The sequence below is a fragment of the Devosia sp. 67-54 genome (assembly GCF_001899075.1).
Taxonomy (GTDB): Bacteria; Pseudomonadota; Alphaproteobacteria; order Rhizobiales; family Devosiaceae; genus Devosia_A.
The window spans coordinates 35,180-60,727 of the sequence record NZ_MKVA01000001.1 but is presented as its reverse complement, the minus strand read 5'-3'; the positions used below and the strand labels follow the sequence as shown (position 1 = coordinate 60,727).

Below are 25,548 nucleotides of genomic sequence, written 5' to 3'. Positions count from 1 at the left end.
TCTTGCACGGTTCTCGCACGGTTCTCGCATCGAGCGTGCGCTGTTTCATGTATGGTACTTGACTTCATATATGACTCGATCATAGCCTTGCCCTGACTGCGAACGGGATCTGACCAGTGAGTTACAATTTCCGGTTCAGCGCGCTGTTGCCCTACACGGACGAGATCGTCCGGGGCGTGGTGCTGACCCTGCAATTGTCGGTCATCACGATGAGCATCGGGTTGGTCATCGGCCTATTCGTGGCGCTGGCGCGAACCGGCTCGATCCCGGTGCTGCGCGGCGCGGCCACGACCTATGTGGAAGCCATCCGCAACACGCCGCTGCTGGTGCAATTGCTGATCGTGTTCTTCGGCTTGCCGCATCTGGGAATCAGGTTCGACGCCAATACGGCGGCGGTGGTGGCGCTTTCGATCAACCTCGGCGCCTATTGCGGCGAAATCCTTCGTGCCGGACTGCAATCGATCCGCACCAGCCAGGTGGAGGCGGGGCGCTCGCTCGGGCTCACGGCCGGGCAGACCTTTCGGCACGTGGTGCTGTTCCAGGCCGTCAAGGCCGTCTATCCGGCGCTGACCAGCCAGTTCGTGCTGCTGCTGCTGGCCACCAGCGTCGTCTCCGCGATCGGCGCGACGGAGCTGTTCAGCGAAGCGTCCTTCATCGACTCGCGCACCTACCGCTCGTTCGAGACCTATTCGCTGATCACCGCGGCCTATCTGGTGCTGACACTGACGTTCCGCGCGCTCTTCGCCGTCGTCTGGCAGCTCGTCTTCGTCCGGCGGAGCCGCAGCAGATGATCCGTGAATTCGGGCCGAACGACATCGTCTATCTGCTCGAGGCGGCGCGCTGGACGGTAGCGCTCGCCCTGATCGCGGCGGTTGGCGGGGGTATCCTCGGCGTCATCGTCGCGGTGCTGCGCATCGTGCCGTTCAAGCCGGCCAACTGGCTCGCCATCGGGTTCATCAATCTGATCCAGGGTACGCCGCTGCTCGGGCAGCTCTTCGTCTTCTTCTTCGGCTTGCCGCTCTTTCATGTGGTGGTCGATCCGTGGGTCGCCGCGGCGCTGTCACTGTCGATCTACGCCTCGGCCTTCCTCGGCGAAATCTGGCGCGGCAGCCTGCAATCGGTGTCGCCGCGGCAATGGGAGGCGGGGGCATCGCTGGGCCTGCCCTACCACCAGCGCCTGCTGCATGTGATCCTGCCGCAGGCGATCCGCATCGCTGTTCCACCGACGGTCGGCTTCCTGGTGCAACTGGTCAAGGACACGTCGCTGACGGCGCTGATCGGCTTTGTCGAACTGACGCGCGAAAGCCAGATCCTCTCCAACTCGACCTATGCGCCGCTGCAGGTCTACGGCGTCGCCGCACTCATCTATTTCGTCATCTGCTTTGCCCTGACGCGCCTGAGTCAGCGGCTCGAAAGGACGCCTCATGCCGCTCGTTGAGGTCAGCGACATCCATAAGAGCTTCGGCGTGGTCGAGGTGCTGAAGGGCATCTCGTTGACGGTGGACAAGGGTGAGATCGTCGCCGTCATCGGCCGCTCCGGCTCGGGCAAGTCGACGATGCTGCGCTGCCTCAACGGCCTCGAAAAGGTGCAGGCGGGGCGGATCGTCGTCGCCGGCACCGAGGTCACTTCGCCGGACGCCGACCTCAACCGGCTGCGCCAGCAGGCCGGGATGGTGTTCCAGAGCTACAATCTGTTTCCGCATCTGTCGGTGGAACGCAACATCACGCTCGCCCTGACGCTGGTGCGCAAGATGAAGCTGCCGGCGGCGCGCGAGATCGCCAAGGAAATGGTGGCGCGGGTCGGGCTCGCCGACAAGCTGGGCGCCTATCCCGACGAATTGTCGGGCGGCCAGCAGCAGCGGGTGGCCATCGCCCGTTCGCTCGCCATGCAGCCGACGCTGATGCTGTTCGACGAAATCACCTCGGCGCTCGATCCCGAGCTCGTGGGGGAGGTGCTGCGCGTGCTCGAAGGCGTGGCCAAGGATGGCATGACCATGATGCTCGTCACGCACGAAATGAACTTTGCCAAGAACGTCGCCGACCGGGTGATCTTCATGCATGAGGGCCGCATCCACGAGGATGGCCCGGCACGTCAGACCCTGGTCGAGCCCCGTACCGCGGAGCTCAGGAGCTTCCTGAGCGCGGTTCTGCACTAACCGAAACCGACCACTCCAAGACCCAGAGGGGGAACTACCATGTTGAAGCATCTCTCCAGGATCGTCTCAGCCGTGCTCCTGGCCGGCGCCGTCTCGGTCGTGCCCGCCATGGCCGCCGACCTGCAGCAGATCATCGCGTCAGGCAAAATTCGTATCGGCGTGCCGGTCGATGTGGCGCCGTTCGGCTCCATGGACGCCAGCAACCAGCCGGTGGGGCTCGACGTGGATATGGCCAACGCCATTGCCAAGGCGCTGGGCGTCACCGCCGAGCTGACGCCGATCACCGGCGCCAACCGCATTCCATACCTGATGACGGACAAGCTGGATATCGTCATCGCGGCGATGGGCGCGACGCCACAGCGGGCGCTGCAGATCGACTTCACCTCGCCTTACGCGGCGCTGTCGGAGGGTGTGTTCGGCCCCGACAATATCAACGTCAGCAGCGCCGACCAGCTCGGCGATTACACGATCGCGCTCACCAAGGGCACGACGCAGGACCTGCTGCTCACCGCGCTGGCGCCCAACGCCAAGATCCAGCGCTACGATGACGATGCCAGCTCGGCGGCGGCGTTCCTGTCGGGGCAGGCGCAATTGCTGGCCACGGCCGACATCGTGGCGCAGGACATCATGAGCAAGAACAAGGGGGCGGTGCTGCATCCCAAATTCATCATGAGCGAATCGCCCTGCTATATCGGCCTGCCGCAGGGCGAGCCGGAGCTGCTGCACTGGCTGAACACCTATGTGCATCTGGGCTGGCATGACGGCTCGCTGTCGGCGCTGTCGCAGAAATGGCTCGGCACCAACATCACCTCGCTCCCCCCGATCTGAGCGATTCCCCGCGACGGGGAGGCGGTGCCTCTCCGTCGTCTTCCGGCGCCCTCCCAACAGAAAAGCGTTCCATGTCCAGCGCGCGCACGACCATCGACTTCGATCGCCACGGCAAGCAGATCGGCTTCATCGATATTGCCCACTCCCCGCACGAGGACGCGTGGGGGGCGACGCGCATCCCACTGGCGGTGATCAAGAATGGCACGGGACCGACGGTGATCCTCGAAGGTGGCAATCACGGCGACGAGTATGAGGGGCCGATCACGCTGGGCGAGATGATCCGCGAGCTCGACCCGGCCGAGGTGAGCGGCCGGCTGATCATTCTGCCGGCGCTCAATACGCCCGCGGTCGGGGCAGGGCAGCGCACCTCGCCGGTCGATGGGCTCAATATCAACCGCAGCTTTCCAGGCGACCCGCTGGGCACGATTACGCAGCAGATTGCCGCCTACATGGACGAGGTGATCCTGCCGATGGGCGATGCCTTCCTCGATCTGCACTCAGGGGGCTCGTCGCTGAACATCATGCCGAGCGCAGCGATCGAGCCGACGCCCGACCCGGTGCTGCGCAAGAAGAACATCGCGGCGGTGCTGGCGTTCGACGCGCCGGTGACGGTGGTGATCGACAATCTGGGCGACACGCGCACGGCCATGGCCACCGCGGTTCGCCACGGCCTCGTGGCGGTGGGCACGGAGATGGCCGGTGCGGGCACGGTGTCGCTCGATGCGCTCGGCATCTGCCGGCGGGGCGTGCGTAACGTGCTGGCGCATCTGGGGGTGCTGCCGCCGACCGGTGCGACGCCGAAGTCGCGGCCGGAGATGATCCTGCGCATTCCGGGACCCGAGGGCTTCGTGCTGGCGACGACCGACGGGGTGTTCGAACCGTTCCATGCGCTCGGCACACAGGTGTCGGCCGGCCAGCCGGCCGGACGCATCCACAAGCTCACCGATCCGTCGCGCCCACCCGAAATCGTCTATTATTCGGCCGACGGCATCGTTTACGGGCGCCGGCAGCCGGGCCGCGTGGTGCCGGGCAATTGCTGCGTCACGGTAGCGGTACCCTATGAGGGAGACATTGCGTGATCGTCGAGCTTGACGACATCCACCGGGCTGCGAGCCGGATTGCCGGCAATGTGCGCCGCACGCCGGCGATCGCCGCGACCGGGCTCAAATCTCCGCTGCCCGGCGGCTATCGGCTGCTGCTCAAGCTCGAATTGCTGCAGGTCACTGGCTCGTTCAAGGCGCGCGGGGCGACCAACCGGCTCCTCGGGCTCGACCAGCCGGCACTGGCGCGCGGCATCGTCACCGCCTCGGGCGGCAATCACGGTCTTGCCACGGCGCGCGCTGGCTACATGGCGGGGGTGCCGACGACGGTGTTCCTGCCCACCAATGCGGCGCCCGCCAAGATCGAGAAGCTGCGCGCCTGGGGCGCGGATGTCCGCATCGTGGGGTCCGCCTGGCACGAATCCAACGCTGCGGCGCTGGCGTTCCAAGCGGAAACCGGGGCGGCGTATTTCCATCCCTTCGCGGATCCCGACGTGGTCGCGGGGCAGGGGACGGTTGGGCTGGAGATTCTCGAGGATATGCCGGACGTCACGACGGTGCTGGTCGCGATGGGCGGCGGCGGGCTGGTGAGTGGCGTCGCCACCGCCATCAAGGCGCTGCGACCGGATGTGCGGATCGTCGGCATCGAGGCCGACGGCTCGCCGGTGTTGCTGCGGTCGCTCGAGGCGGGCCATAACATCGCGCTCGAGCGGGTGACGACGGCCGTCGCCACCATGGCCTGCGCACGCTCGGACGAACGCATCTACGAGGTGGTGCGCGAGCGGGTCGACGAGATCGTGTTGGTGAGCGACGACGAGATGCGCGCCGCCGCAGAATGGCTATGGTTCGAGATGGGGCTCGCCGCCGACCTCAGCGGCGCTGCGGCGCTGGCGGCATTGCGGGAAGGGCGGGTGCGGCCGGCCGATGGCGAGACGGTGTGCGCCATTGTCTGTGGCGCCGGGCCCGATGCCCTCACCTGAGAGTCCGCCAGGCCTGCATCCGCTGCTGGCGGCGGGCGTTGCAGCACGGCGCAGCCAGCCGCGCTACCAGGATGTCGGCATCGCCGAGGCCCGCGCCCTGAACCGCCGCCGCAATTTGCCGGATGGCGCGACGCCGCCCATCGATCTGCTTGCCGTCGAGGCGCTGCAGATCGCGGGGCCGGGCGGGACGCTGCCGCTGCGCCTTTATCGGCCCTCTGCGGAACGGCCGCTGCCGCTGCTGGTCTATCTCCACGGCGGCGGCTTCGTGGCCGGCGATCTCGACACGCACGACACGATCCTGCGGCGGCTGGCGCGGGAGGCATGCATCCTCATCCTGTCGGTAGACTACCGGCTGGCGCCCGAGCATCCGTTTCCTGCCGCCGTGGATGATGCCCGGGCGGCGACAGTCTATGCGCTGGAGGCGGCTGAGGCGCTGGGTGCGGGCGCCATCCTGGTCGGCGGCGACAGTGCCGGCGGTGCGCTGGCCGCTGCGGCGGCAGCGGGCGTCCCCGAACTCGCCGGGCTTGTTCTGCTCTATCCGGTCACCGATCTGTCGCGGATCGGCGAGAGCGAAAGCTATCGGCTGTTCGGCGACGGCCGGGCCGGGCTGTCCACCGATGACATGCTCTGGAACTCCGGTCTCTACGCTCCCCACCCGATCAGCCGAGGCGACTGGCGCTGCTCGCCGCTGCTGCTTCCGCCCGGCATGCGCCTGCCGCCCACGCTGGTGCTGACGGCAGAATTCGACGTGCTGCGCAGCGACGGTGAAGCCTTTGCCCACCTCTTGGGGGCGCGGGGCGTAGCTGTGACCCGCCACCGGATGACCGGGGCCAATCATGGATTTCTGGCAGCGCCCGATGCGGTGCCGCAAGTCAGCGCGGCCTTTGCAACGATAGCCGCATGGATCAAATCCGAGGCCAGGGGCGCCGCTTTCAAGCATCGGCGCTAGGCGCCGCCCTTTCGTGATCGAACGCGACAACGCCGGATCGGTCCACGATTTTCCTCGCATCGCCAAAAGTCTGTTGACAAATCCTTTCGGAAAAACTTCCATGCATACTGTCGCCTGTCGACAGACGGCATGAAGGGGAGGAATGGATGGGAATGGATCGGCGATCTTTCTTGGCTGGTGGTGTGGCGCTGGGTGCAGCAGCGTCGTTGCAACTGCCGCGGGCAGCTTGGGCACAGAGCAACCCGAACCGCTTAATCTATGGCGAAATCGGTGGCGTCTTCGACAAGGCCTACAAGAACTTGGGCGCCAGATTTCAGCAGAAGACCGGCATCGAACTGGTCACGGATGTTGCCTCGTCGGAGCCGATGCTGGCCAAGCTCGAGGCCTCTGCGGGACAGCCCTCGTACAATGCCGTCGCCATAAGCTTCGATGCCGTGCTGCGCGGTCTGCAGCGCGAGTTGATCGAGCCGCTCAAGATGAGTGATGTGCCGTCGCTCTCGAAGGTGCAGTCGAAAATCCAAGCACCGCTGTTGCTCGAAAATGGCCTGATCGGCGGTATCCCCACGCATTGGAAGGCGATCGGTATTCTGTGGCGCAAGGACAAGGTCCCGTTCGAGATCACGTCGTGGAAGGATCTGTGGCGTCCCGAACTGGCGAACCGCATCAGTGTGCAGAAAATGCCGACATTGGGCGCAGCCCTGATGCTGATCGCCGCCAATATCGTGCATGGCGGCAGCCAGAAAGACGACGACATGGAGCCGGGCTGGGCGGCGATGAAAGCGCTCAAGCCCAATATTCGTGAATTCTACCCGCTCACCTCGGCTGCAATCACCTCGCTGGTCGCCGGCGACACCTGGGTTAGCGTGAATACGCTCGATCTCGGCCTGCCACTGGCTTCGGAAAATATCGTCGCCACCATCCCGGCTGAGGGATGCACCTGGGCGGGCGATGCGTTCTGCATCCCCAAAGGGGCGGAAAACCGCGAGAGCGCCCTAAAATTCATCGACTTCATGCTGCAGGACGCAAATCAAATCGAGTGGGCCAAGGAGGCGCAAGTAGCGCCTTCAACCACGGTTGTGCTTCCGCCTGACGTGCAAAATGGCCTGATCGAAAATGCCGACGTAGCAGACAAGCTGTTCCCGATCGATTTCCTCCATGCCGGCACCAATCTGCCGAAATGGTCCGATCGCTGGCTGCGCGAGATCAGCGGTTGACGATGACGACGGCCGCTGCCGCAATCGCCGACGTGCCGACATCGCGGGCGGAAAAGCGACTGCTCGTTCCAGTGTTGGCCCTGCCGGTGTTGGCACTGCTTCTCCCGTGTCTGGTAGCGCCGCTCCTGCTGATGATCCGCATCAGCGTCGGCGGCGGCCGGATCGGGCTTGATGGCTTCACGTTCGATCGCTTCGGCGAGGTCCTGAGCGACCCCTACTATCTGGGGTCGCTCGGCGTCACCCTGTTCATCGCATTGTTGACTGCGCTGGGCAGTCTGGCCCTGGCGCTGCCGCTCGCCTACGTCATGTTGCGGCAGCCGCGTTGGCGCATGGTCATCATCGGCTCGCTGATCGGGCCGCTGGTGATCAGCGTCGTGGTGCGTCTCTATGGGTGGCAGTTGCTGCTGTCGGAGAGCGGGCCGGTCAACAATCTAATCGCGCTGGTCTTTGGCGATGAGGCTCGGATGATGTTCATCGGCTCATGGAGCGGTGTGGTCATCACCATGATCCACACCCTGCTGCCTTATGCCTGCATCGCAATCTTCAACTCGATGCAGTCGATAGGTCCGGGGGTAACGGAAGCCGCGCAAACGCTGGGCGCCAATCCCTGGCAGGTCTTTCTCAAGGTTGTTCTGCCGCTGTCTGCACGAGGTATCGCCACTGGAACGGTGCTCGTATTTGCTCTATCGGCGACCTCGTTTATCGTGCCCGCGGTGATGGGGGCAGGTCGCGTCAACACCTTCCCCATGCTGATCTATCAGCAAGCGACGGCGTTGAATTTTCCCGCGGCTGCTGCGCTGGCGGTCGTGCTGTTGGTGCTGCTGCTGCCTCTATCGGCGTTGTCCACCCGAGGGAGAGACATCGCGTGAGCGCCATGATCATGCGAGGCGTGGGTCGGCTGTATGCCTGCCTGATGGTCCTCTTCCTGCTGTCTCCGCTGGTGGTGGTGGTGATCCTCTCATTCAGTTCGACGAGCTTCATCGCCTTTCCGCCACGCGGTTGGTCGTTGCGCTGGTACGAGCAGCTTGTCGAGGACACGCAGATCCGCGAGTCCTTGTTGTTCAGTCTGCAGATCGCCGGCATTGCGACGGTTCTCGCGCTCCTGATCGCACTGCCAACGGCTGTGCTTCTGGTTCGCCACAGATTTCGGGGAAGGAACATGCTCCGGGCGCTGGCGCTCAGCCCGCTCGTGCTGCCGGAGGTGCTGCTGGCATTGGCGCTGCTGCTTTACATGCAGAACGGGCTGCACATCCGGCCGTCCATCTGGACACTCACCGTCGGCCATCTGCTCGTGATCTTTCCCTTCAGCCTGCAGCTCATCTCCAGTGCGATGGGGGATCTCGGACCCGAACTCGAAGAGGCCGGTATTACGCTGGGCGCTACGCCCGCCCGCGCCTTCTGGCTCATTGCCATCCCGGCGATGTTGCCCAGCATCGCGGCAGCGGCGCTCTTCAGCTTCATCTTCTCGTTCGACAACGTGGCCATCTCACTATTCCTGTCGGTGCCCGGACACGTCACCTTGCCGGTACGCATGTTCGAGTTGGCAAACACGACGAACGACCCCTCGCTCTCCAGCATCTCTTCGGTGCTCATCCTGGCCGGTGCTATCCTGATGGCAGTCCTTGGCCGCTTCAAGCTATTCGATGGAGTGGTGAATGCCCGGCAATAACGATGCCGCTTATCTGTCGGTGCGTGGGATCAACAAACGTTTTGGCACCGATGTCGGGGTTTTCGACATCGATCTCGATGTCCAGAAGGGCTCGGCACTTTGCCTGCTCGGGCCGAGCGGCTGCGGCAAGACCACGTTGCTGCGCATCATCGCCGGACTGCTCGAGGCTGACAGCGGTTCGGTCCGGCTGGGCGGCAACGATCTGAGCCGGGTGCCGGTCCACAAGCGCGACATTGGCTTCGTGTTTCAGACCTGGGCCCTGTTTCCCCATCTCAATGTGCGGCGCAATGTAGAGTTCGGCCTCAGCATGCGCGGCATCGATAGCGCCGAACGCGGGCGCCGCGCACGTGACGCGCTGGCGCTGGTGGGACTCGAAGAGCTGAGTGCGCGTATGCCGCGGCAATTGAGCGGCGGGCAGCAGCAGCGAGTGGCATTGGCGCGGGCTCTCGCCATCAATCCTAGCATCCTGTTGCTCGACGAACCGATGAGTAGCCTCGACTTCAATACTCGCGTTGAAGTGCGGCGGCAGATCCGCGAGTTGCAGCAGCGGCTTGGTGTTACCGCGATCTACGTGACGCACGACTACAGCGAAGCCATGGCGGTCGCCGACCGCACCATCGTCATGTCGGGCGGCCGCATTGTTGAGCGGGGCGAGACCGCTGCCCTGTTCCATCATCCGGGCACCGACTATGCGGCGCGCTTTCTCGGGATGCACAATGTGCTGGACGGCACGGTTGCAACGATCGGCGATGCCGTCGCACGGGTGCGCGTCGGCAACGGACTCGAGGTAGGGGTGCCGCTTGGCGACGCCGCCGTTGTCGCAAACGCGCCGGTCAAGCTTTGTTTCGATCAGTGGACCGTTGCGATCGGCGCGGAGGGAATGCCTGCCGAGGTGATCTCGGTCACGGCCGAGCATGGCTATACGCGCATCGTCGCGCGCCCGGCAGGCATGTCTCAGAATATCGACTTCCGCGTGCCCGGCATTAGCCTGGTTGCCCCGGGGGCGCAGGTCCGCCTGGCCATCGACTGGGGCCAGGCCTGGTTCCTCAAATCCGTCTGACATTGCCAAACCAAGGAGAACTCCTGATGTCCACCCTCGCCAACGCTTCGGCCGAGCAAGACCTGAAGACGCTGACTGCGCAATTGCAGGCGGACAATATTGTCTGGAACATCTGCGACACTACGCAGATCCAGCACGCTGATGCCGAATATGCGAAGAAGATCATCGACTCCGGAATGACCGCTTCAGTTCACACCGTGCTTGCCTACGACGTCGGAGCGGCCGAGGCGATGGAGCGAATGATCCGGTGGCGGCGCTTCTACGAGGAGTCGGGGCTGTTCATGCTTGGACTCAAAGCCGGCGATTCTGCCGAGGCGAAACGCAGGGGCAAGGTGGCGATGTATATCGCCTGGCAGGACATTGGCCCGCTCGAGGGCCGGATCGACCTCATCAATGCGTTCTACGATCTTGGCTTGCGCGTGTTGCAGCCGACCTACCAGCGGCGGAGCCTCGCCGGCGACGGTTGCGGCGAGCGCCATCCGGCGGGCCTCAGCCTGTTTGGAATCGAACTCGTCAAGCGTTGCAACGAGTTGGGTATCGGTCTCGATGTGTCGCATGTGAGCGAACCAACGACCCTCGACATGGTCGAGTTTTCAAGCGCGCCGATCTTGGCTACCCATGTCGGCGCCAAGTCGATCAACGACAATATCCGGAACAAATCGGATCGCGAGATCAAGGCCATTGCGGCCAAGGGCGGGCTGATCGGCGTGGTTGGCAAGTCCGGTTTTCTCAAGGCCGACGGTCTCAAGAAAGGTACGACGCTGGACGACTATGTCGACCACGTGGTGCGCATCTGCGAGCTGGTGGGCCCCGACCATGTCAGCATCGGCACTGATATCGCCGATGAGCGCAAATATTCGGCGGCGTTTCTCGGGGAGTTCAACAAGCACTTTCCGGAGAATTCGCTGGTGGACGAAAACATGAAGATCGAGCTGATCCACCCCAGCGACCTGCAGTCGCCGCGCTACCTGCCCAACATTACCGAGACGCTGCTGCGCCGACAGTTTTCTGAGGGTGATGTCAAGAAAATCATTGGCGGCAATGCCGAACGCGTTATGGCAGAAATCCTGAGGCCGCGTCGGGGAGGCAGCGCAGACAATGGACACGCCGGATAAAAGCGCGCCGCTTCTTGCCACAACTTCTGTCTCGAAGGCCATTGCCGAATGGCTGTCGCGCCGCATTCTGACAGGAGCGCTGGGGCCTGGCGAGCCGCTCGTCGAGGCCAAGATCGCTCGTGAACTGGGAGTGAGCCGGGCACCTCTACGTGAAGCTATCCAACGCCTCGCCAGCGAAGGGGTTATCGAACTCATCCCACGGCGCAGTCCGATTGTCGCAGGCTTTTCGCTTAAGGAATATCGCGACCTCTACGATTTCCGCATTCTGGTCGAGGGCTACGTGTTCAGCGATTTTGCCAAGACCGCGACCTCGGCCGATCATGATGCGCTCAGCGCCATCATCGAGCGCATGCAAGCTTCGTTCGCCGCAGCTAATATAACGGCCTTTCGGGACGGCATCTCCGATTTTCATCACTATGTCTACGAACGGACATCCAACGAAGTGGCTGGCCGCGAAGCTTCCAATCTCTGGCGACGCACGGCGCGCTATCGCAATTTGGTCGCGCACCGCAGCGGAGCGTCGGAGCGCTCTCTCAAATGGCACGGCGCCATCGTCGACGCCATGCGTTCGCGCGACGGCGCCAAGGTGCAACGCATTCTGATCGAGATGCTGACCACCGTGCGGGACGAAGGCATTCCCTTCCTAACCCCGGAGGGGTAGCGACCGGCGGCTCCTCCGCGAGCCGCGTTGTGTCATGGCGCAACGGCGCCACTCCAAGGAGTTGGAGTCCGTCGCTATGTGCGATCCGCGCCGAGAAGTGCGTCCATGAACATCGTGTGGTAGCGGGCCACATCGGCCTGCATGATCACGGTGACGCCCTCGTCCTTGGAGGTGTCGGGTTCGGTCAGCTTGCGCAGTTTTCGGCGGTCGGCCACGAGCTGGGAGCGGGTCAGCCGGCCGTTCAGCTCGACGTCGACGTTCAGCCGGTGGGTCTTGGTGATGAGTGTCGGATCGATCACCAGCGCGAGCAGCAGGCCGCAATGGCCGGCGCAGACGCGCTCGCCCAAGATGCTTTCGTAGAAATCCAGATAATAGGGAATGATCTTGACGAGGTGCTGCACACCCGGATGCCGGACGCGCTTCAGGCGGTCGATGTCGTCCTGCGAGATGAGGGCGTGCATGGTCACGTCCAGGGTCAGGATGGTCAGCGGCAGGTTCGAGGTGCAGACGATCTTTGCCGCCTCGGGATCGCCGTCGGCGTTGGCCTCGGCGACGGGGCTGGTGTTTCCCGAGACCGAGATGGCCCCGCCGATCCAGTAGATCTGGCCGACCTTGCGCATGAGATCGGGATCGAGGCGGGTTGCGACCGCCAGATTGGTCAGCCGTCCCATGGCGACGATCACCAGTTCTTCGCCATAGCTGCGGATCTGATCCAGGATGAAGATCGGCGCATAGCCGGGGGTGATCCGCGCCTCGAGGTCGAGCTTGCCGAGCGGTCCGCGCGAATATTTTCCGTGCACCTGCGGGGCAGGGCCGCAGCCGCCGATCAGGGGCTCGCTGATGCCTTTGACCACGGGCACGCTCTTGCCCATCAGGTCGATGATTTCGATCGCGTGATAGGCGCAGTCGATCATCTCGCCATTGCCGAAGACGCTGGTGACGCCGATGATCTCTATCTCGTCCGAGAGCAGGCCGTGGACGAAGGCCATGGCGTCGTCGAGCCCGGTGTCGGAGTCGATCAGGACTTTCTTCATAGTGATCTCCCTCTGGGGCGCGCGCGAACGTCGTTCGCGGCGCGCGTCTCAAACTGCCGGCCGTCTCCGGCGGATCGGCCATGCTTCACCTTGCGGCGGCCCCGCAATCGCACTGGTCCTGCCAGTCGCGCCGCCTGCTGGTGTGGCCGATGCCGGGGTTGAAGCTGTTGGTTGGATCGAGCGCGCGGTAGAACTCGCGCAGCGCCGGCTTGGCGACGTAGCGATGCCCGACATTGTGTTCGGCCGGATATTCGGCCCCCCGCTGATCGAGGAGCCGGCACATCGCCTGCTCGATCTCGAGGCAGTTCTCGCCCTTCTTGACGAGATATTCCTGATGCAGGACGTGGCAGAAGAAATGCCCGCAATACATCTTGAATTCGAGCTTGCTGTCGATCTCGGGGGGCAGCGTCTCGAACCAGTCGAGCGTGTTGCGCGGCAGCGCCACATCCAGCGCCACGATGTCCTCGACCGTGCGCGGATGCACGGCGCGATAGCGCACGATGGCGCCGCCGACCGCAAAGCGGTTCAGGAACGCAGCCTCGCCTTCCGGCCCGGTGCATTCGAAGAAATCCCCCGCCGATGACGGAAAGATCGATGTGAGATAGCCGCGCGCTTCCGCGCTGCCGGCGCCGTCCATGCGCAGCAGCAGATGATGGGCGAATCGATCGCGGTAGGCGTCGAGCCGTGCCGGCAGATGGTGCGGCAGCAGGCGGGTGGCGGCCTGGATCAGCCGGTCGCTGACGGCGCCACCGAGGCCCAGCCGTTCGGTGAGACCGTCGAACCGGCTTTTCCACGCATAGGCGCGCGGTACGTTGTCGGTGCCGAAGTGGCGAACGAACCAGAACAGGTCCTTGCCGTAGTCGCGGCTGGCGTCGTAGGCCGACCGGTGCATGTATTCGCCGGCGATGGGAAGGTTCCGGAAGTCGCCGAGGATGTGGCGGCGGATGGCCTCGAGCTCGCGGTGGTCGTTGCTGCCGATATAGAACACCGTAACATCGCGATCGGCGGGGAAGGTATCCAGCCGGACGGCAAACACCGCGACCTTGCCGGCCGATCCCGACGCTTCGTAATGCCGCCGCGGGTCGGCGTTGAAGCGGGCCGGGACGGGCGAGGCGATGTCGCGCACATGCTCGGCATACTCCCGGTCCGACGCCCAGCGCCCGGCCACATCGCGCACATCCTGCGGCGTGTAGGCGCCGCGGTCGAGCCGTCCGAGGATTTCTTCGGGATCGCGCCCCAGGTCGATGCCCAGATGGTTCACCAGCTCCAGCCGTCCCGCCGCATCGACGCGGGCGAAGAGGGCGCATTGCGTGTAGGCCGGCCCGCGGCGGATCAGGGCGCCGCCGGAATTGTTGCAGACACCGCCGGTGACCGAGGCGCCGATGCAGGTCGAGCCGATGACCGAATGCGGCTCGCGGCCGACGGGGCGCAGCGCCTTTTCCAGCTGGTCCAGCGTCGCGCCGGGCCGGCAGACGACCTGGCGTCCGTCCGCGATGAGGTCGATCGCCTTGATGCGCAATGTATTGATGATGACGACGGGCCGGTCGTAGGCGTCGCCGTCCGGCGTCGATCCTCCCGTCAGGCCGGTGTTCGCGGCCTGGCAGATCACGATGGCGCCGGCGTCGACGCAGGCCTTGAGGCAGCGCCATTGTTCGAGCAGCGAGCCGGGCCGGACCACCGCAAGAACCGGGCCGTCGCCATAGCGGTAGCCCTTGCGGAAGCGCCGCGTCGCACTGTCGCCGGTGAGCACGTGGCGAGCGCCGGCGATGCGTCGCAGGGCATCGGGCAAATCGTGCATGACGGTCTGGCCGGGCACCGGCTAGAGCTCGATGCCCAGACGCCCAGCGGCCCCGGCGATATGGTGCCGCATGGCGTCTTTCGCCCCCGCTTCGTCCTGCCTGGCGATCGCATCGTAGATCGGGCGGTGCTCGGCGATCGTGACCTCGACGACCGTCTGCAGGCCATTGGCCTGCCGCGCCTCGAGGATCGTTTCCCGCATCGTCTGCGCGATGAAGCGCAGAAAGGTGACGATGTAGTCGTTGCCGGTCGCCATGGCGACGCGATGATGGAAGGCAAGATCGGCGTCGATGCCGGCAGCGGACCATTTTTCCGCGCCGCTCATGCTCTCGAGCGCCTCCGCGATATCCCGCAACTGGCTGTCGGTCCGCCGCAGCGCCGCCATGCCGGCCGACTGGATTTCGAGGATCGAACGCAGCTCGAACAGCCCCCGGACATTGGACGTGTCGCGCAGCGCCGTCGCGTCGATGCGGATCGACTGCCGATCTTCCGGCGGCAGCACGAAGGCGCCCAGCCCCTGGCGCGAATCGATGACGCCGTCGGCCCGCAGGCAGGCGATCGCCTCGCGAATCACGTTGCGGCTGACATCGAAGGCGGTGGCGAGGTCATGTTCGGTCGGCAGCCTGTCGCCTGGCTTGAACTGGCCGCCTTCGATTTCGCGCAGGATCAAGGCCGCCACCTTCAGGTGCAGCGGCTCGGCCCGACCGAGCGATCCAAAAGACCCGCGCTTTTCCCCGGACATGCGGTCTTCCCCAGCCAATCGAAGTCTCCCTGGTGTTCCAGGCGGTCGAGCTCCACGCGAACGCGAAGCGTGAGGACAGTGATATAAGAAAGCCGGTTGCCCTACAACCGGCTAATGTGTATTTTGGGGTGAAATGACAAAGGCCGGTGGCGGCCGCGAATTTGGGAGGGCGACACGCGATGGCGCGGCATGTCGCAGATCGGTTCAAGGGCAGGGTGGCCATCGTGACCGGGGGCGCTGCCGGCATCGGCGCGGCCATTGTCGAGCAATTGCTGCTGGAAGGTGCCGCAGTCGTCTTCAGCGATCTGTCTGCGTCGGGCGCCGACGTTGCCGCGGCGCACGCCGCCAGGGGGCGCCAGGTGCTGTTCGTCGAGGGCGACATGGGCGACGAGGCGTTCTGCGAAACGCTCGTCCGCCGCGCCTTGGAGACCTTCGGCCGCGTCGATCATCTGGTCAACAACGCCTTCGCCTTCGTCGCGCGCGCCATGGATGCGACCACCGAGGACTGGCAGCGCTCGCTGTTAGTCGGTCCGGTCGGCTTTGCCCGCATGATCCAGCACTCCGCCCGCGCGATGCGTTCGACGGGCGGCGGCTCGATCGTCAACATCGGCAGCATTTCGGGCGTCGTCGCGCAGAAGGAGCGCTGGACCTACAATATGAGCAAGGGCGCAGTGCTGCAGCTCACGCGCTGCGCCGCGCTGGATCTGGCGTCCTGGGGTGTGCGGGTCAACAGCGTCAGCCCCGGCTGGATCTGGTCGCAGGAAGTCTTGCGCGCCGCCGAGCAGTCGGGCGGCCGCGACAAATGGGCTCCGATCTGGGGCAGCTATCACATGCTGCGACGCTGCGGCGAAGTGGACGAGGTGGCGCGCCCGGTTCTTTTCCTGCTTAGCGACGACGCCTCCTTCATCACCGGAACCGACCTGCCCGTGGACGGCGGCTATCAGGCGATGGGTCCTGAAGGGCTCGGGGATATGGGCGTGGTCGTCGGCAGCACCGCGGCTTCACAATGAATGGACAGGACAATGCGTGAACTGACGTCTCCGCGCGAGATCGCCGAATCGTATTGGCGCGCCGAATGCGCCCACGACATCCCGGCGATCCTTGCCCACTATCACCAGAACGCCGTTTTTGTGCCGCCGCGCGGCGACCGGCTGGTCGGCCATGAGCGGATCCGCACCTTCTACGAGGAATCGTTCCGCCGCTTCGTCGGGCTCGAAGTGGAGATCGTCCACGAAATCTCCCGCGGCAACGAGGCGGCGCTGGAATGGCGGGCCGTATTCACCGACGCCGCCGGCAAGCGCTACCCGCTCGACGGCATCAACGTGATCCGGGTGAGCGCGGGCAAGTTCGAAGAGGTGCGGTGCTATTTCGACCCCGATCTGCTGATGGGGTGAGCGCGAAGTCGCGGAAGCGGGGCCGGACGCTCAATCGCCGGCCGGCAAGGAGGAAAAGGCAATGACAATGCGTAAACGGCTGGTTCTGGCAATCGCGCTGCTGCTGGGCGGCAGCGCCGTGGCACAGGCTCAGGACGCGCCCCGGATCGTGATGGTGTCGCCCAACCCGCTCGGGGTCAACGACTACCTCAAGCTGGGCGCGGCCGGTACCCAGCAGGCCGCCGCGGCACATGGCGGCACGGCGAAGATCTTCGAGAGCGTCGATCCCATCACCCGCAAGCGGGACCTCGAGGCTGCCGCCAAGGACGGCGCGAGCATCGTCGTCTCGCTCGGCTTCGAGTTCACCGACCTCGTGACCGAGGTCGCCAAAGCCTATCCCAAGACGAGCTTCATCGCCGTCGACTATTGTCCGGCCGAGCAGCCCGACAATCTCTATTGCGTCTTCTTCCGCGAGCACGAGATGAGCTTCCTCGCCGGTGCCGAGGCCGCCTGGCTGAAGCCCAGCGGCACGTTCGGGGCCATTGGCGGCGTGGATATTCCGCTCATCCATCGCTACACGGACGGCTTCCTCGATGGCGTGAAATACGCCAGCCCGGATGCGCAGACCAGGACCGTGCAATTCGTGGGCGGCGCCAATCCCTTCTCCGATCCGGCGCGCGCCTCGCAGGTCGCCTCGGCCATGTTCTTCGACAATGTCGATACGATCCTTGTCGCCGCGGGCGCCTCGGGCGGCGGCGTCATCAATGCGGCGCAGGGCATGCCCGGCAAGACGGTGGTGGGCGCCGACGCCAACCAGTGTCCCACGGCGCCCGGCTCGGTGATCGACAATGTCGAAAAGCGGCCCGATCGTGGAATCGTGTTCGCCGTCGATGCCCTGTTGTCCGGACATCTGGAGCGGCAGATCTCGCTCGGTCTCAAGGAAGGCGCGGTGACGCTCTCGACCTTCGAAGGCACGGCGGACGAGACGCAATGCCTCGGCTCCAAGAACGCCGACGTGCTGGCGCGGGTGAAGGCCCTCCGCCAGGACATCATCGATGGCAAGGTCAAGGTCAAGGACCCCATGGGGCAGTGACATCGCCGGCCCGCCGCGTGCGGGCCGGCCACCCATCCGGCTTCGAGGGTAACAGGTTCGATGGACAATATTCTCGAAGTCGAAAACATCGAAAAACGCTACGGCGACCTGGTGGCGAACCGGGACGTCAATCTCGCCGTCCGTCAGGGCGAAATCCATGCCGTGATGGGCGAGAACGGCGCCGGCAAGTCAACCCTGATGGCCATCCTGTTCGGCATGATCCGGCCCAGCGCGGGGACCGTCCGGCTGCGCGGCAAGCCGGTGCAGTTCGCTTCGACGCTCGATGCGATCTCGGCCAGGATCGGCATGGTGCATCAGGCATTCAAGCTCTTCCCCAGCCTGACGGTGTGGGAGAACATCGTCTTCGGGGCGGAGCCGGTGAGGGGCGCCTTGCTCGACCGCAAGGCGGCACGCGAACGGGTCGCAGCGCTGGCGCGCACCCACCATCTCGATGTCGACCCGGATGCGGTGGTGGGCAAGCTGCCGATCGGCATGCAGCAGCGGGTCGAAATCCTCAAGGCGCTGTACCGGGACGCGGAGATCCTGATCCTCGACGAGCCCACCGCGGTGCTGGCGCCGGCAGAGCGCGACGGCCTGCTGAAGATCATGCGCGAGCTTGCCGCGAGCGGCAAGACGCTGCTGTTCGTGACCCACAAGCTCAATGAAGTCATGGCGGTGTCGGACCGCGTCACGGTCATGCGGCGCGGCGAGGTGACCGACCGCATGGTCACGGCCGACACGACCGCCGCCGCCATCATCCGTGCGATGACGGGACGCGAGGTCAGCCACGAGGTGGTCAAGCCGGCGACGGCGCGTGGCCGGCCGCTGCTCGAAATCGACCGGCTGATGGTCGGCAATGCGGCAAAGCCCGCCCTCGACGCAGTATCGTTCGCGGTCCATGCCGGCGAGATCGTCGGTATCGCAGGCGTGGCCGGCAACGGGCAAGCCGAACTGGTCGACGCCGTCACCGGCCGCCGCGTCATCGACGGCGGCACCCTGACCATCGCCGGCACCCGGGCCAACGACCTGTCCTTGCGCGAGCGGCGCGGGTTGGGCATGGCCATCGTGCCGGAGGATCGCCATGACGTCGGCTCGGTCGCCGGCATGCCGGCCTATGTCAACATGAGCATGGGCAAGCATCGTGCGCCGCCGCTGTCGCGCCGCGGGCTGATCGACCGCGCCGCCATGCGCCGGCATGCCGAAACGCTGATCCAGCGCTTCGGGGTGGCGATCCAGGGACCGGACACCCGCGTCGGGACGCTCTCCGGCGGCAACCTGCAGAAGCTGATCGTGGCGCGCGAATTCGACCATCAGGCGCCGGTGCTTCTGGTCGAGCAGCCGACGCGTGGCGTCGATGTCGGCGCCATCGAATATATCCACCGCGTGCTGGTGGACGAACGTTCGGCCGGCCGCGCGGTGCTGCTGATCTCGTCCGAGCTGCCGGAGCTGCTCGCGCTGTGCGACCGGATTCTGGTGCTCTACGAGGGCCGGATCGTGCGCGAGCTGGCGGCGTCGCAGACCGACGAAAAGGAAATCGGATTCTATATGGCCGGCGGAAAGGGCGCCTGATGACGATGGCGACCGGCAGGCCAGCCCAAATCTGGATATCGCTGCGGCGTCCCGCGATCACCGGGGCGGTCGGCATCGTCGTCGCCGTACTGGTGCTGGCGCTCTCGGGCGTCGATCCGCTGCGCGCCTTGAGCGCGCTCGTCTATGGCAGCCTGGCGCCCGCCAATATCGCCGACACGCTGAACTGGGCGGTGCCGCTGGTCGGCATGACGCTGGTCGCGGCCGTGCCGCTGCGCGCCGGCATCATCAACCTCGGCGGCGACGGCCAGATGGTGGTGGGCGCGCTCGCGGCGGCGCTGACCGCGATCTACCTGCCTGTCCCGGGACCTCTGGCGCTGGTGCTGGCGCTGCTGGCGGGGGCGATGGCCGGGAGCATGCTGGCGCTGCTGGCGGCGTGGGGCGAAACCCGCTTCGGCGTGCCGCTGCTGATCTCGAGCCTGCTGCTCGGCTATCCCGCCGCCGGCGTCGCCTCCTATCTCGTCAGCGGTCCGCTGGGCGATCTCGGATCGGGGCTGGCGCAGACCGCGCAACTGCCCCTCGACGCCCGCCTGCCGTTGCTGGCCGGCGTCAATGGCGGCGTGGTGCTCATCGTCCTGCTCTGCGTGCTGGTGATCTTCATCGATCGGCGCACCGTCTTCGGGCTGGAGACGCAGGTGCGAGGCGAAAACCGGCTGTTCGCCTCCTATGTCGGCATCAACGCGCCCCTCCAGACCCTGCGGCTGATGGGCTTTGCGGGCGCCATCGCCGGCAGCGTCGGCGCGATCCTGGTGCTGGGGGCCTTCTATCGATTCATCGACGGGGCGCTGCTGAGCCCCGGATATACCTGGTCGGGTCTCATGGCGGCCCTCGTCGGCCGCGGCGAGCCGATCGCCTCGGTGCTGGCAGGCTTCTTCTTTGCCGCCCTGCAGACCGGCGGCTTCGCCATGCAGCGCGAAACCTCCGTGCCCCGGGTCTTCACCACGATGATGCAGGCGGTGATCGTGCTCGTGCTGACCCTCCGCTTCGGCGGCCGGAGCGGGCGCCATGATTGATCTGATCTCGCCGTTCCTGATCTACTCGGCGATCCAGGCGGCCACGCCGCTGCTGCTGGCGGCGATGGCGGGCGTGTTCTGCTCGCGGGTCGGCGTCTTCAACATGGCCCTCGAAGGCCAGATGCTGGTCGGGGCGTTCGTGGCGGTGGCGGCCGGCTATTTCACGCACAATGCCTATGCGGGCATCGCCGCCGCGATGGTGGGCACCATGGTGTTCTCCGTCATTCTCGCCGCGGGCAGCACCTGGTTTCGCGGCAATCCGGTCGTCCTGTGCATCGGCATGAACCTGCTGGCATCCGGCATGACGGCCTATTTCCTGCGCCTGGTCTTCGGCGTCAGCGGCACCTTCACCAATCCGGCGATCCCGCTCATCCCGCGGCTGAGCCTGCCGGGCCTCGCGGCGCTCGGGCCGTGGGGAGCCGTGCTCAACAACCAGACGGCCGTGACCTATGTGTCGTGGCTGATCGTGGTGCTTTGCACCATACTGCTGTTCCGCACGCCCATCGGGCTCAGGATCCGCGGTGCGGGCGAAAATCCCGAAGCCGCCGTGGCGCTGGGCGTCGATGTCGACAAATTGCAGTTCGCGACGGTGGTCGTGAGCGGCGCGCTGGTCGGGCTCGGCGGCGCGCAATTGTCGCTGGGAGCGGTCACCCTGTTCTCCGAGGACATGACCGCCGGCCGCGGCTGGATCGCACTGGTCGCGATCATGCTGGCGCGCGACAACCCGGTCGGCGCCGCGCTCGCCTGCCTGCTGTTCGGGTTGACCGATGCGCTGGGGCTTCGCCTGCAATCGTTCGGATTGCCGAACCAGATCGCGACCATTCTTCCCTATGTCATCACCCTCGTGGCGCTGGTGGCATTCGCAAAACGCAAGAGGCAGCTCGCATGACCCGACCCCCCGCCGCGCCCTCCGCATCGGCCCAGTCGTTCGGCCGGCAGACGCCGATCACCGACATCTGCCTGCTCGTCGAAGACATCGACCGGTCGGTTGCGTTCTACATGGACCGGATGGGCTTTGCGCTGCGCCGCAAGCATCCGCATTTTGCCGATTTCGTCGGGCTCGGCGTGACCCTGGCGCTCTGGCGCGTCGATCACTTCCGCGACATCGCGGCGCTGCCGCCCGGCACGCCCGCGGGCGGACGAGCTCTCGTCGCCGTGCAGCTCGGCGGCTATGCGGAGCTGGAAGATTGCTACCGTTCGCTGCGCGCCTCGGGCATCGAGTTCACCGCGCCGCCGCGTGATCTGCCCTGGAACGCCAGGGGTGTCTATTTTGCCGATCCGGACGGCACGTTCTGGGAGCTCTACGCCTATCGCGACGGACTCTCCATCGATTGAGCGGCAGCCATCGCCGGCGCCGCAACGCAATGAGGATACGCAGATGAGCAGGATAACCGTGATCGGCGCCACCGGCCACATCGGCACCTATCTGGTGCCGCGACTCGTCATCGACGGGCACGAGGTGATTGCCGTCAGTCGCGGCGCGGCATCGCCCTATCGCCGCGACCCGGCCTGGCGGTTCGCCCGGCAGGTCACCCTGGACCGGAGCGCCGCCGAACGCGACGGCGCGTTCGGCGCATCGATCGCGTCGCTCGATTCCGACATCGTCATCGACCTGATCTGCTTCGATCCGCCGAGCAGCGCGCACCTGGCCGACGCGCTGCGTGGCCGGGTGGAGCAGCTCATCCATATCGGCACGATCTGGACGCACGGGCCGGCCAGTGTCGTGCCGACGCCCGAGGACGTGGTGAAATTTCCCTTCGGCGACTATGGCACGAAGAAAGCCGAGATCGAACGGGACCTGCTGCGCCGCCACCGGATGGAGGGGTTCCCCGTCACCATCATCCATCCCGGCCATATCGTCGGCGAAGGCTGGGTGCCGCTCAATCCGCACGGCAATTTCCGGCCCCAGACCTACGACGCCATCGCCGCTGGCGAGACGCTGACGCTCGCCAATTTCGGCCTCGAGACAGTGCATCACGTTCACGCCGACGATGTCGCGCAGATCATCGTCCGCGCGCTGGCAAACCCCGCCGCCATCGGCCAGAGCTTCCATGCCGTCTCCGACGCCGCCCTCACCATGCGGGGCTTTGCGGAGGGAATGTACCGGTGGTTCGGCCACGAGCCGAAGCTGACCTTCCTGCCGTTCGACGAATGGGCCAGAGGGCAGGAGGCCGCCGACGCGGAAACCACCTGGAACCACATCGCCCGCTCGCCGAACTGCTCGATCCTCAAAGGCCGCACGCTCCTCGGCTACTCCCCCCGCTACGCCTCGCTCGAGGCGGTCCAGGAATCGGTGAGACACCTGATCGCCACCGGCCAGGTCCGCGCTTCCGCTATGACCGCGTGAGTTTGGGCACCTGCGCTCGACGCGGGTTTCCATTGCGCCGAGACGGCGTTGCGGCTGGCCAAAATCCACGCGAGTGGAAAATCGCCGCGCGACGTGAAGGTTTCAGCTAAGTCATTGAAAAGATTGGCTGGGGAACCTGGATTCGAACCAAGATTAACGGAGTCAGAGTCCGCTGTTCTACCATTGAACTATTCCCCAATTCGCCGATGGCGAAGTGGTGAAGCGAGGGGTTTGGAGCCCGGAGCGGCGCAGGTGAGACGAGCCGCTTTTTCGTTTCGGGCGGGCTTGTAGCATATTCGGAGGCCCGATCAACTGCCGCGGCGGCGCAAAAGCAGGCGCTTTGGGGTTATCGTCAACGCCCGGGGAAACGGCCGGAATGCGGGGCCGGACGGGCGGGCGCGACAATGTGTCAGGCCCTTGGCGGGCTTTTGCCTTCCCGGTGCCCAGATTGCCCCCCATCTGCGCCGGTGAACCAACGGGGCCGATGCTCCGTTATTGGGCAGTTTCCGCGTCTTCGCGTTTGAGTTGCCCCCTTCGACAACCCAGATCGTGCCGGTTTTGGCCGGCCAACAGGACCTAAGATGACACGACCCCTCCGTTGGATCGCTGCCGCTGCGCTTGCGCTCCTTTCCGTCGGCCCGAGCTTTGCCACGGCCGCCACCACGTCTCCCGTCGGCCAGTGGCAGGTGACCACCGGCGAGGCCCGCTATACCGTGACCTCCTGCGGTGACGGCCAGCTTTGCGCCAAGCTCGTCTGGCTGCGCTCCGATGCGCGCAGCGACGACAACCTCGCTTTGCTCAACACCTATGTCGTCCGCGGCGCGCAGCCCGCCGGCAACGGCACCTGGACCGGCAAGGTGACCTTCAACGGCAACAACTATGCCGGCACGATGAAGCTCGTCAGCAAGAACTTCATGACCCTCAAGGGGTGCTCCGGCATCCTCTGCCAGACCTACGAATTCACCCGCATCTAGGGCTGGTTCGCGGTCCTCGCGATGGCGCTCCGGTCCCGGCCGGGGCGCTTTGCTTTTGACATGTCGCAAGACCTTGCCCTAAGCTTTCCGGGACGTATGAACAAGGCTGCGCCTTGGGCGCCGTCGCCGGCCCCGCACGACGGGGGAGGGCGAGCGGCGACCGCGCAGGACGACAGGTTGGCGAGTGACCGACGACGATCGGTCCGCTGCCGCAACCGCGCCCCCGGGCGCGGAGAATGCCGGAGGGCGGGGGCCCGGTCGGCCTGACGCCGCCAACGGGCCAGCCGCCCGTCGCGGTGATGCGGAGCGGCGCAAGGACAACGCCCTCAATCCGGCGCGCCGCCCGCGCGGGCCGGTCTATGCCGCGCTCGACCTGGGCACCAACAATTGCCGGCTGCTGATCGCCCGCCCGCACGATGGCGGCTTCCGCGTGCTCGACGGCTTCACCCGCATCGTCCGGCTGGGCGAGGGGCTGTCGGTCACCGGCCGGTTGAGCGATGCCGCCATGGACCGCACCATCGAGGCGCTGAAGCAGTGCCGCAACAAGCTGCGCGAGCACGAGCCGGCGCGCATGCGGCTGATCGCCACCGAAGCCTGCCGCCAGGCCAGCAACGGCGCCCAGTTCGTGGCCCGGATCAAGGCCGAGACCGGGCTCGATCTCGAGATCGTCGACCGCCAGACCGAAGCGGAGCTGGCGGTGACCGGCTGCGCCGATTTGATCGAGGCCGAGAGCGACGGCGCGCTGATGTTCGACATCGGCGGCGGCTCGTCGGAACTGGCCTGGCTCGATTTCCGCGGCGGCCGGCCGCGCCGGCAGGGCCGCATGGCGGCTTCCATCCGCTCCTGGCAGTCGCTGCCGGTGGGGGTGGTGTCGATCGCCGAGAAATTCGGCGGCGTCAGCGTCACGCCAGAAAGCTTCGAGGCGATGGTGGCGCACGTCGCCGGGCATCTGCGCGAGTTCAAGGGGCGCGGCAAGCTGCGGCAGATGATCGCCGACCATCCGGTGCACCTGATCGGCACCTCCGGCACGGTGACGACGCTGGCCGGCCTGCATCTGGGGCTCGAGCGCTACGAGCGGCAGAAGGTCGACGGGCTGTGGATGGCGCGCGCCGAGGTCGACGCGACCATGAAGGCGCTGCTGGCGATGCCGTTCGAGCGGCGCGTGGCGCATCCGTGCATCGGCCGCGACCGCGCCGATCTGGTGCTGCCCGGCTGCGCCATCTTCGAGGCGATCCGCCGCGAATGGCCGACCGAGCGCGTGCGCGTCGCCGATCGCGGCCTGCGCGAGGGCATCCTGATTTCGCTGATCGACGCCGACCGCGGGGCCGCGCGGCGGCCGAACCCGGGGCGACGCTGATGGTCAAGACCACCAACATGGGCGGCGGCACCGGCCGCCGTTCCGACCGCGACCTCAAGGTGCGGGTGAAGACCTCCAAGGGCCGCAAGATCGGCTCGACCCTGTGGCTGCAGCGCCAGCTCAACGATCCCTACGTGGCGCGGGCGAAGGCCGAGGGCCTGCGCTCGCGCGCCGCCTACAAGCTGATCGAGATCAACGACAAGCATAAATTGCTGCACAAGGGCATGCGCGTGGTCGACCTCGGCGCCGCGCCCGGCGGCTGGAGCCAGGTCGCTGCGCCGATCGTCGGCTCGACCGCGGACCACCCGCTGGTCGTCGGCATCGACTATCTCGACATGGACCCGATCGAGGGCGTCATCCTGCTCAAGAAGGATTTCACCGACGACGACGCCCCGCAGCTGCTGATCGACGCGCTGGGCGGGCACAAGGCCGATTTGGTGCTGTCCGACATGGCGGCACCGACGACAGGGCACCGTGCTACCGACCATCTGCGCATCATGCATCTGGTCGAGATCGCCGCCGATTTCGCCATCCAGATCCTGGCGCCGGGCGGCGCCTT

Annotated in this window: 27 protein-coding genes and 1 tRNA gene; 24 read left to right on the top strand and 4 right to left on the bottom strand. The window is 65.8% G+C overall.

Annotation, left to right across the window (positions count from 1 at the left end; translation table 11 throughout):
* Positions 1-116: 116 nt before the first annotated feature.
* The 13 genes from BGO82_RS00300 to BGO82_RS00240 all read left to right on the top strand — a co-directional run bounded on the left by BGO82_RS00300 (position 117) and on the right by BGO82_RS00240 (position 11,672).
* The gene (locus tag BGO82_RS00300) at positions 117-791 is read left to right on the top strand and encodes an amino acid ABC transporter permease (RefSeq protein WP_291303536.1); all 675 of its coding nucleotides are present in this window, start codon (positions 117-119) and stop codon (positions 789-791) included.
* On the top strand, positions 788-1,438 hold the full coding sequence (locus tag BGO82_RS00295; protein ID WP_291303535.1) for an amino acid ABC transporter permease: 651 nt from the start codon (positions 788-790) through the stop codon (positions 1,436-1,438). Before BGO82_RS00300 ends, BGO82_RS00295 begins: the two co-directional genes overlap by 4 nt.
* Complete coding sequence (locus BGO82_RS00290; RefSeq protein ID WP_291303534.1) at positions 1,425-2,156, top strand: amino acid ABC transporter ATP-binding protein; 732 nt, start codon at positions 1,425-1,427, stop codon at positions 2,154-2,156. The genes BGO82_RS00295 and BGO82_RS00290 overlap by 14 nt, the downstream gene beginning before the upstream one ends.
* Before the next feature lie 39 nt (positions 2,157-2,195).
* The gene (locus BGO82_RS00285) at positions 2,196-2,984 is read left to right on the top strand and encodes a transporter substrate-binding domain-containing protein (RefSeq protein ID WP_291303533.1); all 789 of its coding nucleotides are present in this window, start codon (positions 2,196-2,198) and stop codon (positions 2,982-2,984) included.
* Positions 2,985-3,055: 71 nt separating this feature from the next.
* Positions 3,056-4,063 (top strand): succinylglutamate desuccinylase/aspartoacylase family protein, encoded by a 1,008-nt coding sequence (locus BGO82_RS00280; RefSeq protein WP_291303532.1) that lies wholly within the window; start codon positions 3,056-3,058, stop codon positions 4,061-4,063.
* Positions 4,060-5,004, top strand: a complete 945-nt coding sequence (locus BGO82_RS00275) for a threonine/serine dehydratase (RefSeq protein WP_291303531.1) — start codon at positions 4,060-4,062, stop codon at positions 5,002-5,004. The genes BGO82_RS00280 and BGO82_RS00275 overlap by 4 nt, the downstream gene beginning before the upstream one ends.
* Positions 4,991-5,953 (top strand): alpha/beta hydrolase, encoded by a 963-nt coding sequence (locus tag BGO82_RS00270; RefSeq protein WP_291303530.1) that lies wholly within the window; start codon positions 4,991-4,993, stop codon positions 5,951-5,953. Before BGO82_RS00275 ends, BGO82_RS00270 begins: the two co-directional genes overlap by 14 nt.
* Before the next feature lie 146 nt (positions 5,954-6,099).
* On the top strand, positions 6,100-7,167 hold the full coding sequence (locus BGO82_RS00265; protein WP_291303529.1) for an extracellular solute-binding protein: 1,068 nt from the start codon (positions 6,100-6,102) through the stop codon (positions 7,165-7,167).
* Positions 7,168-7,169: 2 nt separating this feature from the next.
* On the top strand, positions 7,170-8,036 hold the full coding sequence (locus BGO82_RS00260; RefSeq protein ID WP_291303614.1) for an ABC transporter permease: 867 nt from the start codon (positions 7,170-7,172) through the stop codon (positions 8,034-8,036).
* Between the two features lie 5 nt (positions 8,037-8,041).
* Entirely contained in the window at positions 8,042-8,836 is a 795-nt protein-coding gene (locus tag BGO82_RS00255; protein WP_291303613.1) for an ABC transporter permease, read from the top strand.
* Positions 8,823-9,896, top strand: coding sequence for an ABC transporter ATP-binding protein (locus BGO82_RS00250; protein ID WP_291303528.1), 1,074 nt, complete (start codon positions 8,823-8,825; stop codon positions 9,894-9,896). The genes BGO82_RS00255 and BGO82_RS00250 overlap by 14 nt, the downstream gene beginning before the upstream one ends.
* Positions 9,897-9,922: 26 nt before the next feature.
* Complete coding sequence (locus BGO82_RS00245) at positions 9,923-11,011, top strand: membrane dipeptidase (protein WP_291303527.1); 1,089 nt, start codon at positions 9,923-9,925, stop codon at positions 11,009-11,011.
* The gene (locus BGO82_RS00240; RefSeq protein ID WP_291303526.1) at positions 10,995-11,672 is read left to right on the top strand and encodes a GntR family transcriptional regulator; all 678 of its coding nucleotides are present in this window, start codon (positions 10,995-10,997) and stop codon (positions 11,670-11,672) included. The genes BGO82_RS00245 and BGO82_RS00240 overlap by 17 nt, the downstream gene beginning before the upstream one ends.
* Positions 11,673-11,746: 74 nt before the next feature.
* Here BGO82_RS00240 and BGO82_RS00235 read toward each other — a convergent pair whose 3' ends face one another.
* The 3 genes from BGO82_RS00235 to BGO82_RS00225 all read right to left on the bottom strand — a co-directional run bounded on the left by BGO82_RS00235 (position 11,747) and on the right by BGO82_RS00225 (position 15,245).
* Positions 11,747-12,706 carry a nucleoside hydrolase gene (locus tag BGO82_RS00235; RefSeq protein WP_291303525.1) on the bottom strand — a complete coding sequence of 320 codons (960 nt, stop codon included), beginning with the start codon at positions 12,704-12,706 and terminating at the stop codon, positions 11,747-11,749.
* Positions 12,707-12,791: 85 nt separating this feature from the next.
* Positions 12,792-14,504 (bottom strand): D-lactate dehydrogenase, encoded by a 1,713-nt coding sequence (gene dld, locus BGO82_RS00230; RefSeq protein ID WP_291303612.1) that lies wholly within the window; start codon positions 14,502-14,504, stop codon positions 12,792-12,794.
* A gap of 21 nt (positions 14,505-14,525) precedes the next feature.
* Positions 14,526-15,245 (bottom strand): FadR/GntR family transcriptional regulator, encoded by a 720-nt coding sequence (locus BGO82_RS00225; protein WP_291303524.1) that lies wholly within the window; start codon positions 15,243-15,245, stop codon positions 14,526-14,528.
* A 179-nt stretch (positions 15,246-15,424) separates the two neighbouring features.
* Between BGO82_RS00225 and BGO82_RS00220 the strand changes: the two genes are divergently transcribed.
* From BGO82_RS00220 to BGO82_RS00185, 8 genes are all read left to right on the top strand, one after another.
* Complete coding sequence (locus tag BGO82_RS00220; protein ID WP_291303523.1) at positions 15,425-16,255, top strand: SDR family oxidoreductase; 831 nt, start codon at positions 15,425-15,427, stop codon at positions 16,253-16,255.
* Positions 16,256-16,267: 12 nt separating this feature from the next.
* Positions 16,268-16,639, top strand: coding sequence for a nuclear transport factor 2 family protein (locus BGO82_RS00215; RefSeq protein WP_291303522.1), 372 nt, complete (start codon positions 16,268-16,270; stop codon positions 16,637-16,639).
* Positions 16,640-16,700: 61 nt separating this feature from the next.
* Positions 16,701-17,711, top strand: coding sequence for a BMP family ABC transporter substrate-binding protein (locus BGO82_RS00210; RefSeq protein ID WP_291303521.1), 1,011 nt, complete (start codon positions 16,701-16,703; stop codon positions 17,709-17,711).
* 60 nt (positions 17,712-17,771) lie between these two features.
* Positions 17,772-19,280, top strand: coding sequence for an ABC transporter ATP-binding protein (locus tag BGO82_RS00205; RefSeq protein WP_291303520.1), 1,509 nt, complete (start codon positions 17,772-17,774; stop codon positions 19,278-19,280).
* The gene (locus BGO82_RS00200) at positions 19,280-20,311 is read left to right on the top strand and encodes an ABC transporter permease (RefSeq protein ID WP_291303519.1); all 1,032 of its coding nucleotides are present in this window, start codon (positions 19,280-19,282) and stop codon (positions 20,309-20,311) included. The genes BGO82_RS00205 and BGO82_RS00200 overlap by 1 nt, the downstream gene beginning before the upstream one ends.
* Complete coding sequence (locus tag BGO82_RS00195) at positions 20,304-21,200, top strand: ABC transporter permease (RefSeq protein WP_291303518.1); 897 nt, start codon at positions 20,304-20,306, stop codon at positions 21,198-21,200. Before BGO82_RS00200 ends, BGO82_RS00195 begins: the two co-directional genes overlap by 8 nt.
* Positions 21,197-21,646 (top strand): VOC family protein, encoded by a 450-nt coding sequence (locus BGO82_RS00190; RefSeq protein ID WP_291303517.1) that lies wholly within the window; start codon positions 21,197-21,199, stop codon positions 21,644-21,646. The genes BGO82_RS00195 and BGO82_RS00190 overlap by 4 nt, the downstream gene beginning before the upstream one ends.
* 43 nt (positions 21,647-21,689) lie before the next feature.
* Entirely contained in the window at positions 21,690-22,658 is a 969-nt protein-coding gene (locus BGO82_RS00185) for an NAD-dependent epimerase/dehydratase family protein (RefSeq protein ID WP_291303516.1), read from the top strand.
* Positions 22,659-22,782: 124 nt separating this feature from the next.
* On the opposite strand, the gene BGO82_RS00180 is transcribed toward BGO82_RS00185, so the two are convergent.
* Positions 22,783-22,856 (bottom strand) — tRNA-Gln (locus BGO82_RS00180).
* Positions 22,857-23,239: 383 nt separating this feature from the next.
* Between BGO82_RS00180 and BGO82_RS00175 the strand changes: the two genes are divergently transcribed.
* The 3 genes from BGO82_RS00175 to BGO82_RS00165 all read left to right on the top strand — a co-directional run.
* On the top strand, positions 23,240-23,632 hold the full coding sequence (locus tag BGO82_RS00175) for a DUF2147 domain-containing protein (RefSeq protein WP_291303515.1): 393 nt from the start codon (positions 23,240-23,242) through the stop codon (positions 23,630-23,632).
* Between the two features lie 184 nt (positions 23,633-23,816).
* Positions 23,817-24,989, top strand: coding sequence for a Ppx/GppA phosphatase family protein (locus BGO82_RS00170; RefSeq protein WP_291303514.1), 1,173 nt, complete (start codon positions 23,817-23,819; stop codon positions 24,987-24,989).
* The coding region (locus BGO82_RS00165; RefSeq protein ID WP_291303513.1) for an RlmE family RNA methyltransferase at positions 24,989-25,548 on the top strand (560 nt) is incomplete at its 3' end. The genes BGO82_RS00170 and BGO82_RS00165, both read left to right, overlap by 1 nt.

Bases quoted from the DNA above. Each gene is read 5' to 3' on its own strand.
- BGO82_RS00240 (WP_291303526.1), top strand. From the start codon at position 10,995: ATGGACACGCCGGATAAAAGCGCGCCGCTTCTTGCCACAACTTCTGTC.
- BGO82_RS00280 (WP_291303532.1), top strand. From the start codon at position 3,056: ATGTCCAGCGCGCGCACGACCATCGACTTCGATCGCCACGGCAAGCAG.
- BGO82_RS00210 (WP_291303521.1), top strand. From the start codon at position 16,701: ATGACAATGCGTAAACGGCTGGTTCTGGCAATCGCGCTGCTGCTGGGC.
- BGO82_RS00270 (WP_291303530.1), top strand. From the start codon at position 4,991: ATGCCCTCACCTGAGAGTCCGCCAGGCCTGCATCCGCTGCTGGCGGCG.
- BGO82_RS00185 (WP_291303516.1), top strand. From the start codon at position 21,690: ATGAGCAGGATAACCGTGATCGGCGCCACCGGCCACATCGGCACCTAT.
- BGO82_RS00285 (WP_291303533.1), top strand. From the start codon at position 2,196: ATGTTGAAGCATCTCTCCAGGATCGTCTCAGCCGTGCTCCTGGCCGGC.
- BGO82_RS00260 (WP_291303614.1), top strand. From the start codon at position 7,170: ATGACGACGGCCGCTGCCGCAATCGCCGACGTGCCGACATCGCGGGCG.
- BGO82_RS00250 (WP_291303528.1), top strand. From the start codon at position 8,823: ATGCCCGGCAATAACGATGCCGCTTATCTGTCGGTGCGTGGGATCAAC.
- BGO82_RS00245 (WP_291303527.1), top strand. From the start codon at position 9,923: ATGTCCACCCTCGCCAACGCTTCGGCCGAGCAAGACCTGAAGACGCTG.
- BGO82_RS00205 (WP_291303520.1), top strand. From the start codon at position 17,772: ATGGACAATATTCTCGAAGTCGAAAACATCGAAAAACGCTACGGCGAC.
- BGO82_RS00265 (WP_291303529.1), top strand. From the start codon at position 6,100: ATGGGAATGGATCGGCGATCTTTCTTGGCTGGTGGTGTGGCGCTGGGT.
- BGO82_RS00295 (WP_291303535.1), top strand. From the start codon at position 788: ATGATCCGTGAATTCGGGCCGAACGACATCGTCTATCTGCTCGAGGCG.
- BGO82_RS00175 (WP_291303515.1), top strand. From the start codon at position 23,240: ATGACACGACCCCTCCGTTGGATCGCTGCCGCTGCGCTTGCGCTCCTT.
- BGO82_RS00215 (WP_291303522.1), top strand. From the start codon at position 16,268: ATGCGTGAACTGACGTCTCCGCGCGAGATCGCCGAATCGTATTGGCGC.
- BGO82_RS00255 (WP_291303613.1), top strand. From the start codon at position 8,042: ATGATCATGCGAGGCGTGGGTCGGCTGTATGCCTGCCTGATGGTCCTC.
- dld (WP_291303612.1), bottom strand. From the start codon at position 14,504: ATGCACGATTTGCCCGATGCCCTGCGACGCATCGCCGGCGCTCGCCAC.
- BGO82_RS00190 (WP_291303517.1), top strand. From the start codon at position 21,197: ATGACCCGACCCCCCGCCGCGCCCTCCGCATCGGCCCAGTCGTTCGGC.
- BGO82_RS00225 (WP_291303524.1), bottom strand. From the start codon at position 15,245: ATGTCCGGGGAAAAGCGCGGGTCTTTTGGATCGCTCGGTCGGGCCGAG.
- BGO82_RS00235 (WP_291303525.1), bottom strand. From the start codon at position 12,706: ATGAAGAAAGTCCTGATCGACTCCGACACCGGGCTCGACGACGCCATG.
- BGO82_RS00220 (WP_291303523.1), top strand. From the start codon at position 15,425: ATGGCGCGGCATGTCGCAGATCGGTTCAAGGGCAGGGTGGCCATCGTG.
- BGO82_RS00195 (WP_291303518.1), top strand. From the start codon at position 20,304: ATGATTGATCTGATCTCGCCGTTCCTGATCTACTCGGCGATCCAGGCG.
- BGO82_RS00290 (WP_291303534.1), top strand. From the start codon at position 1,425: ATGCCGCTCGTTGAGGTCAGCGACATCCATAAGAGCTTCGGCGTGGTC.
- BGO82_RS00200 (WP_291303519.1), top strand. From the start codon at position 19,280: ATGACGATGGCGACCGGCAGGCCAGCCCAAATCTGGATATCGCTGCGG.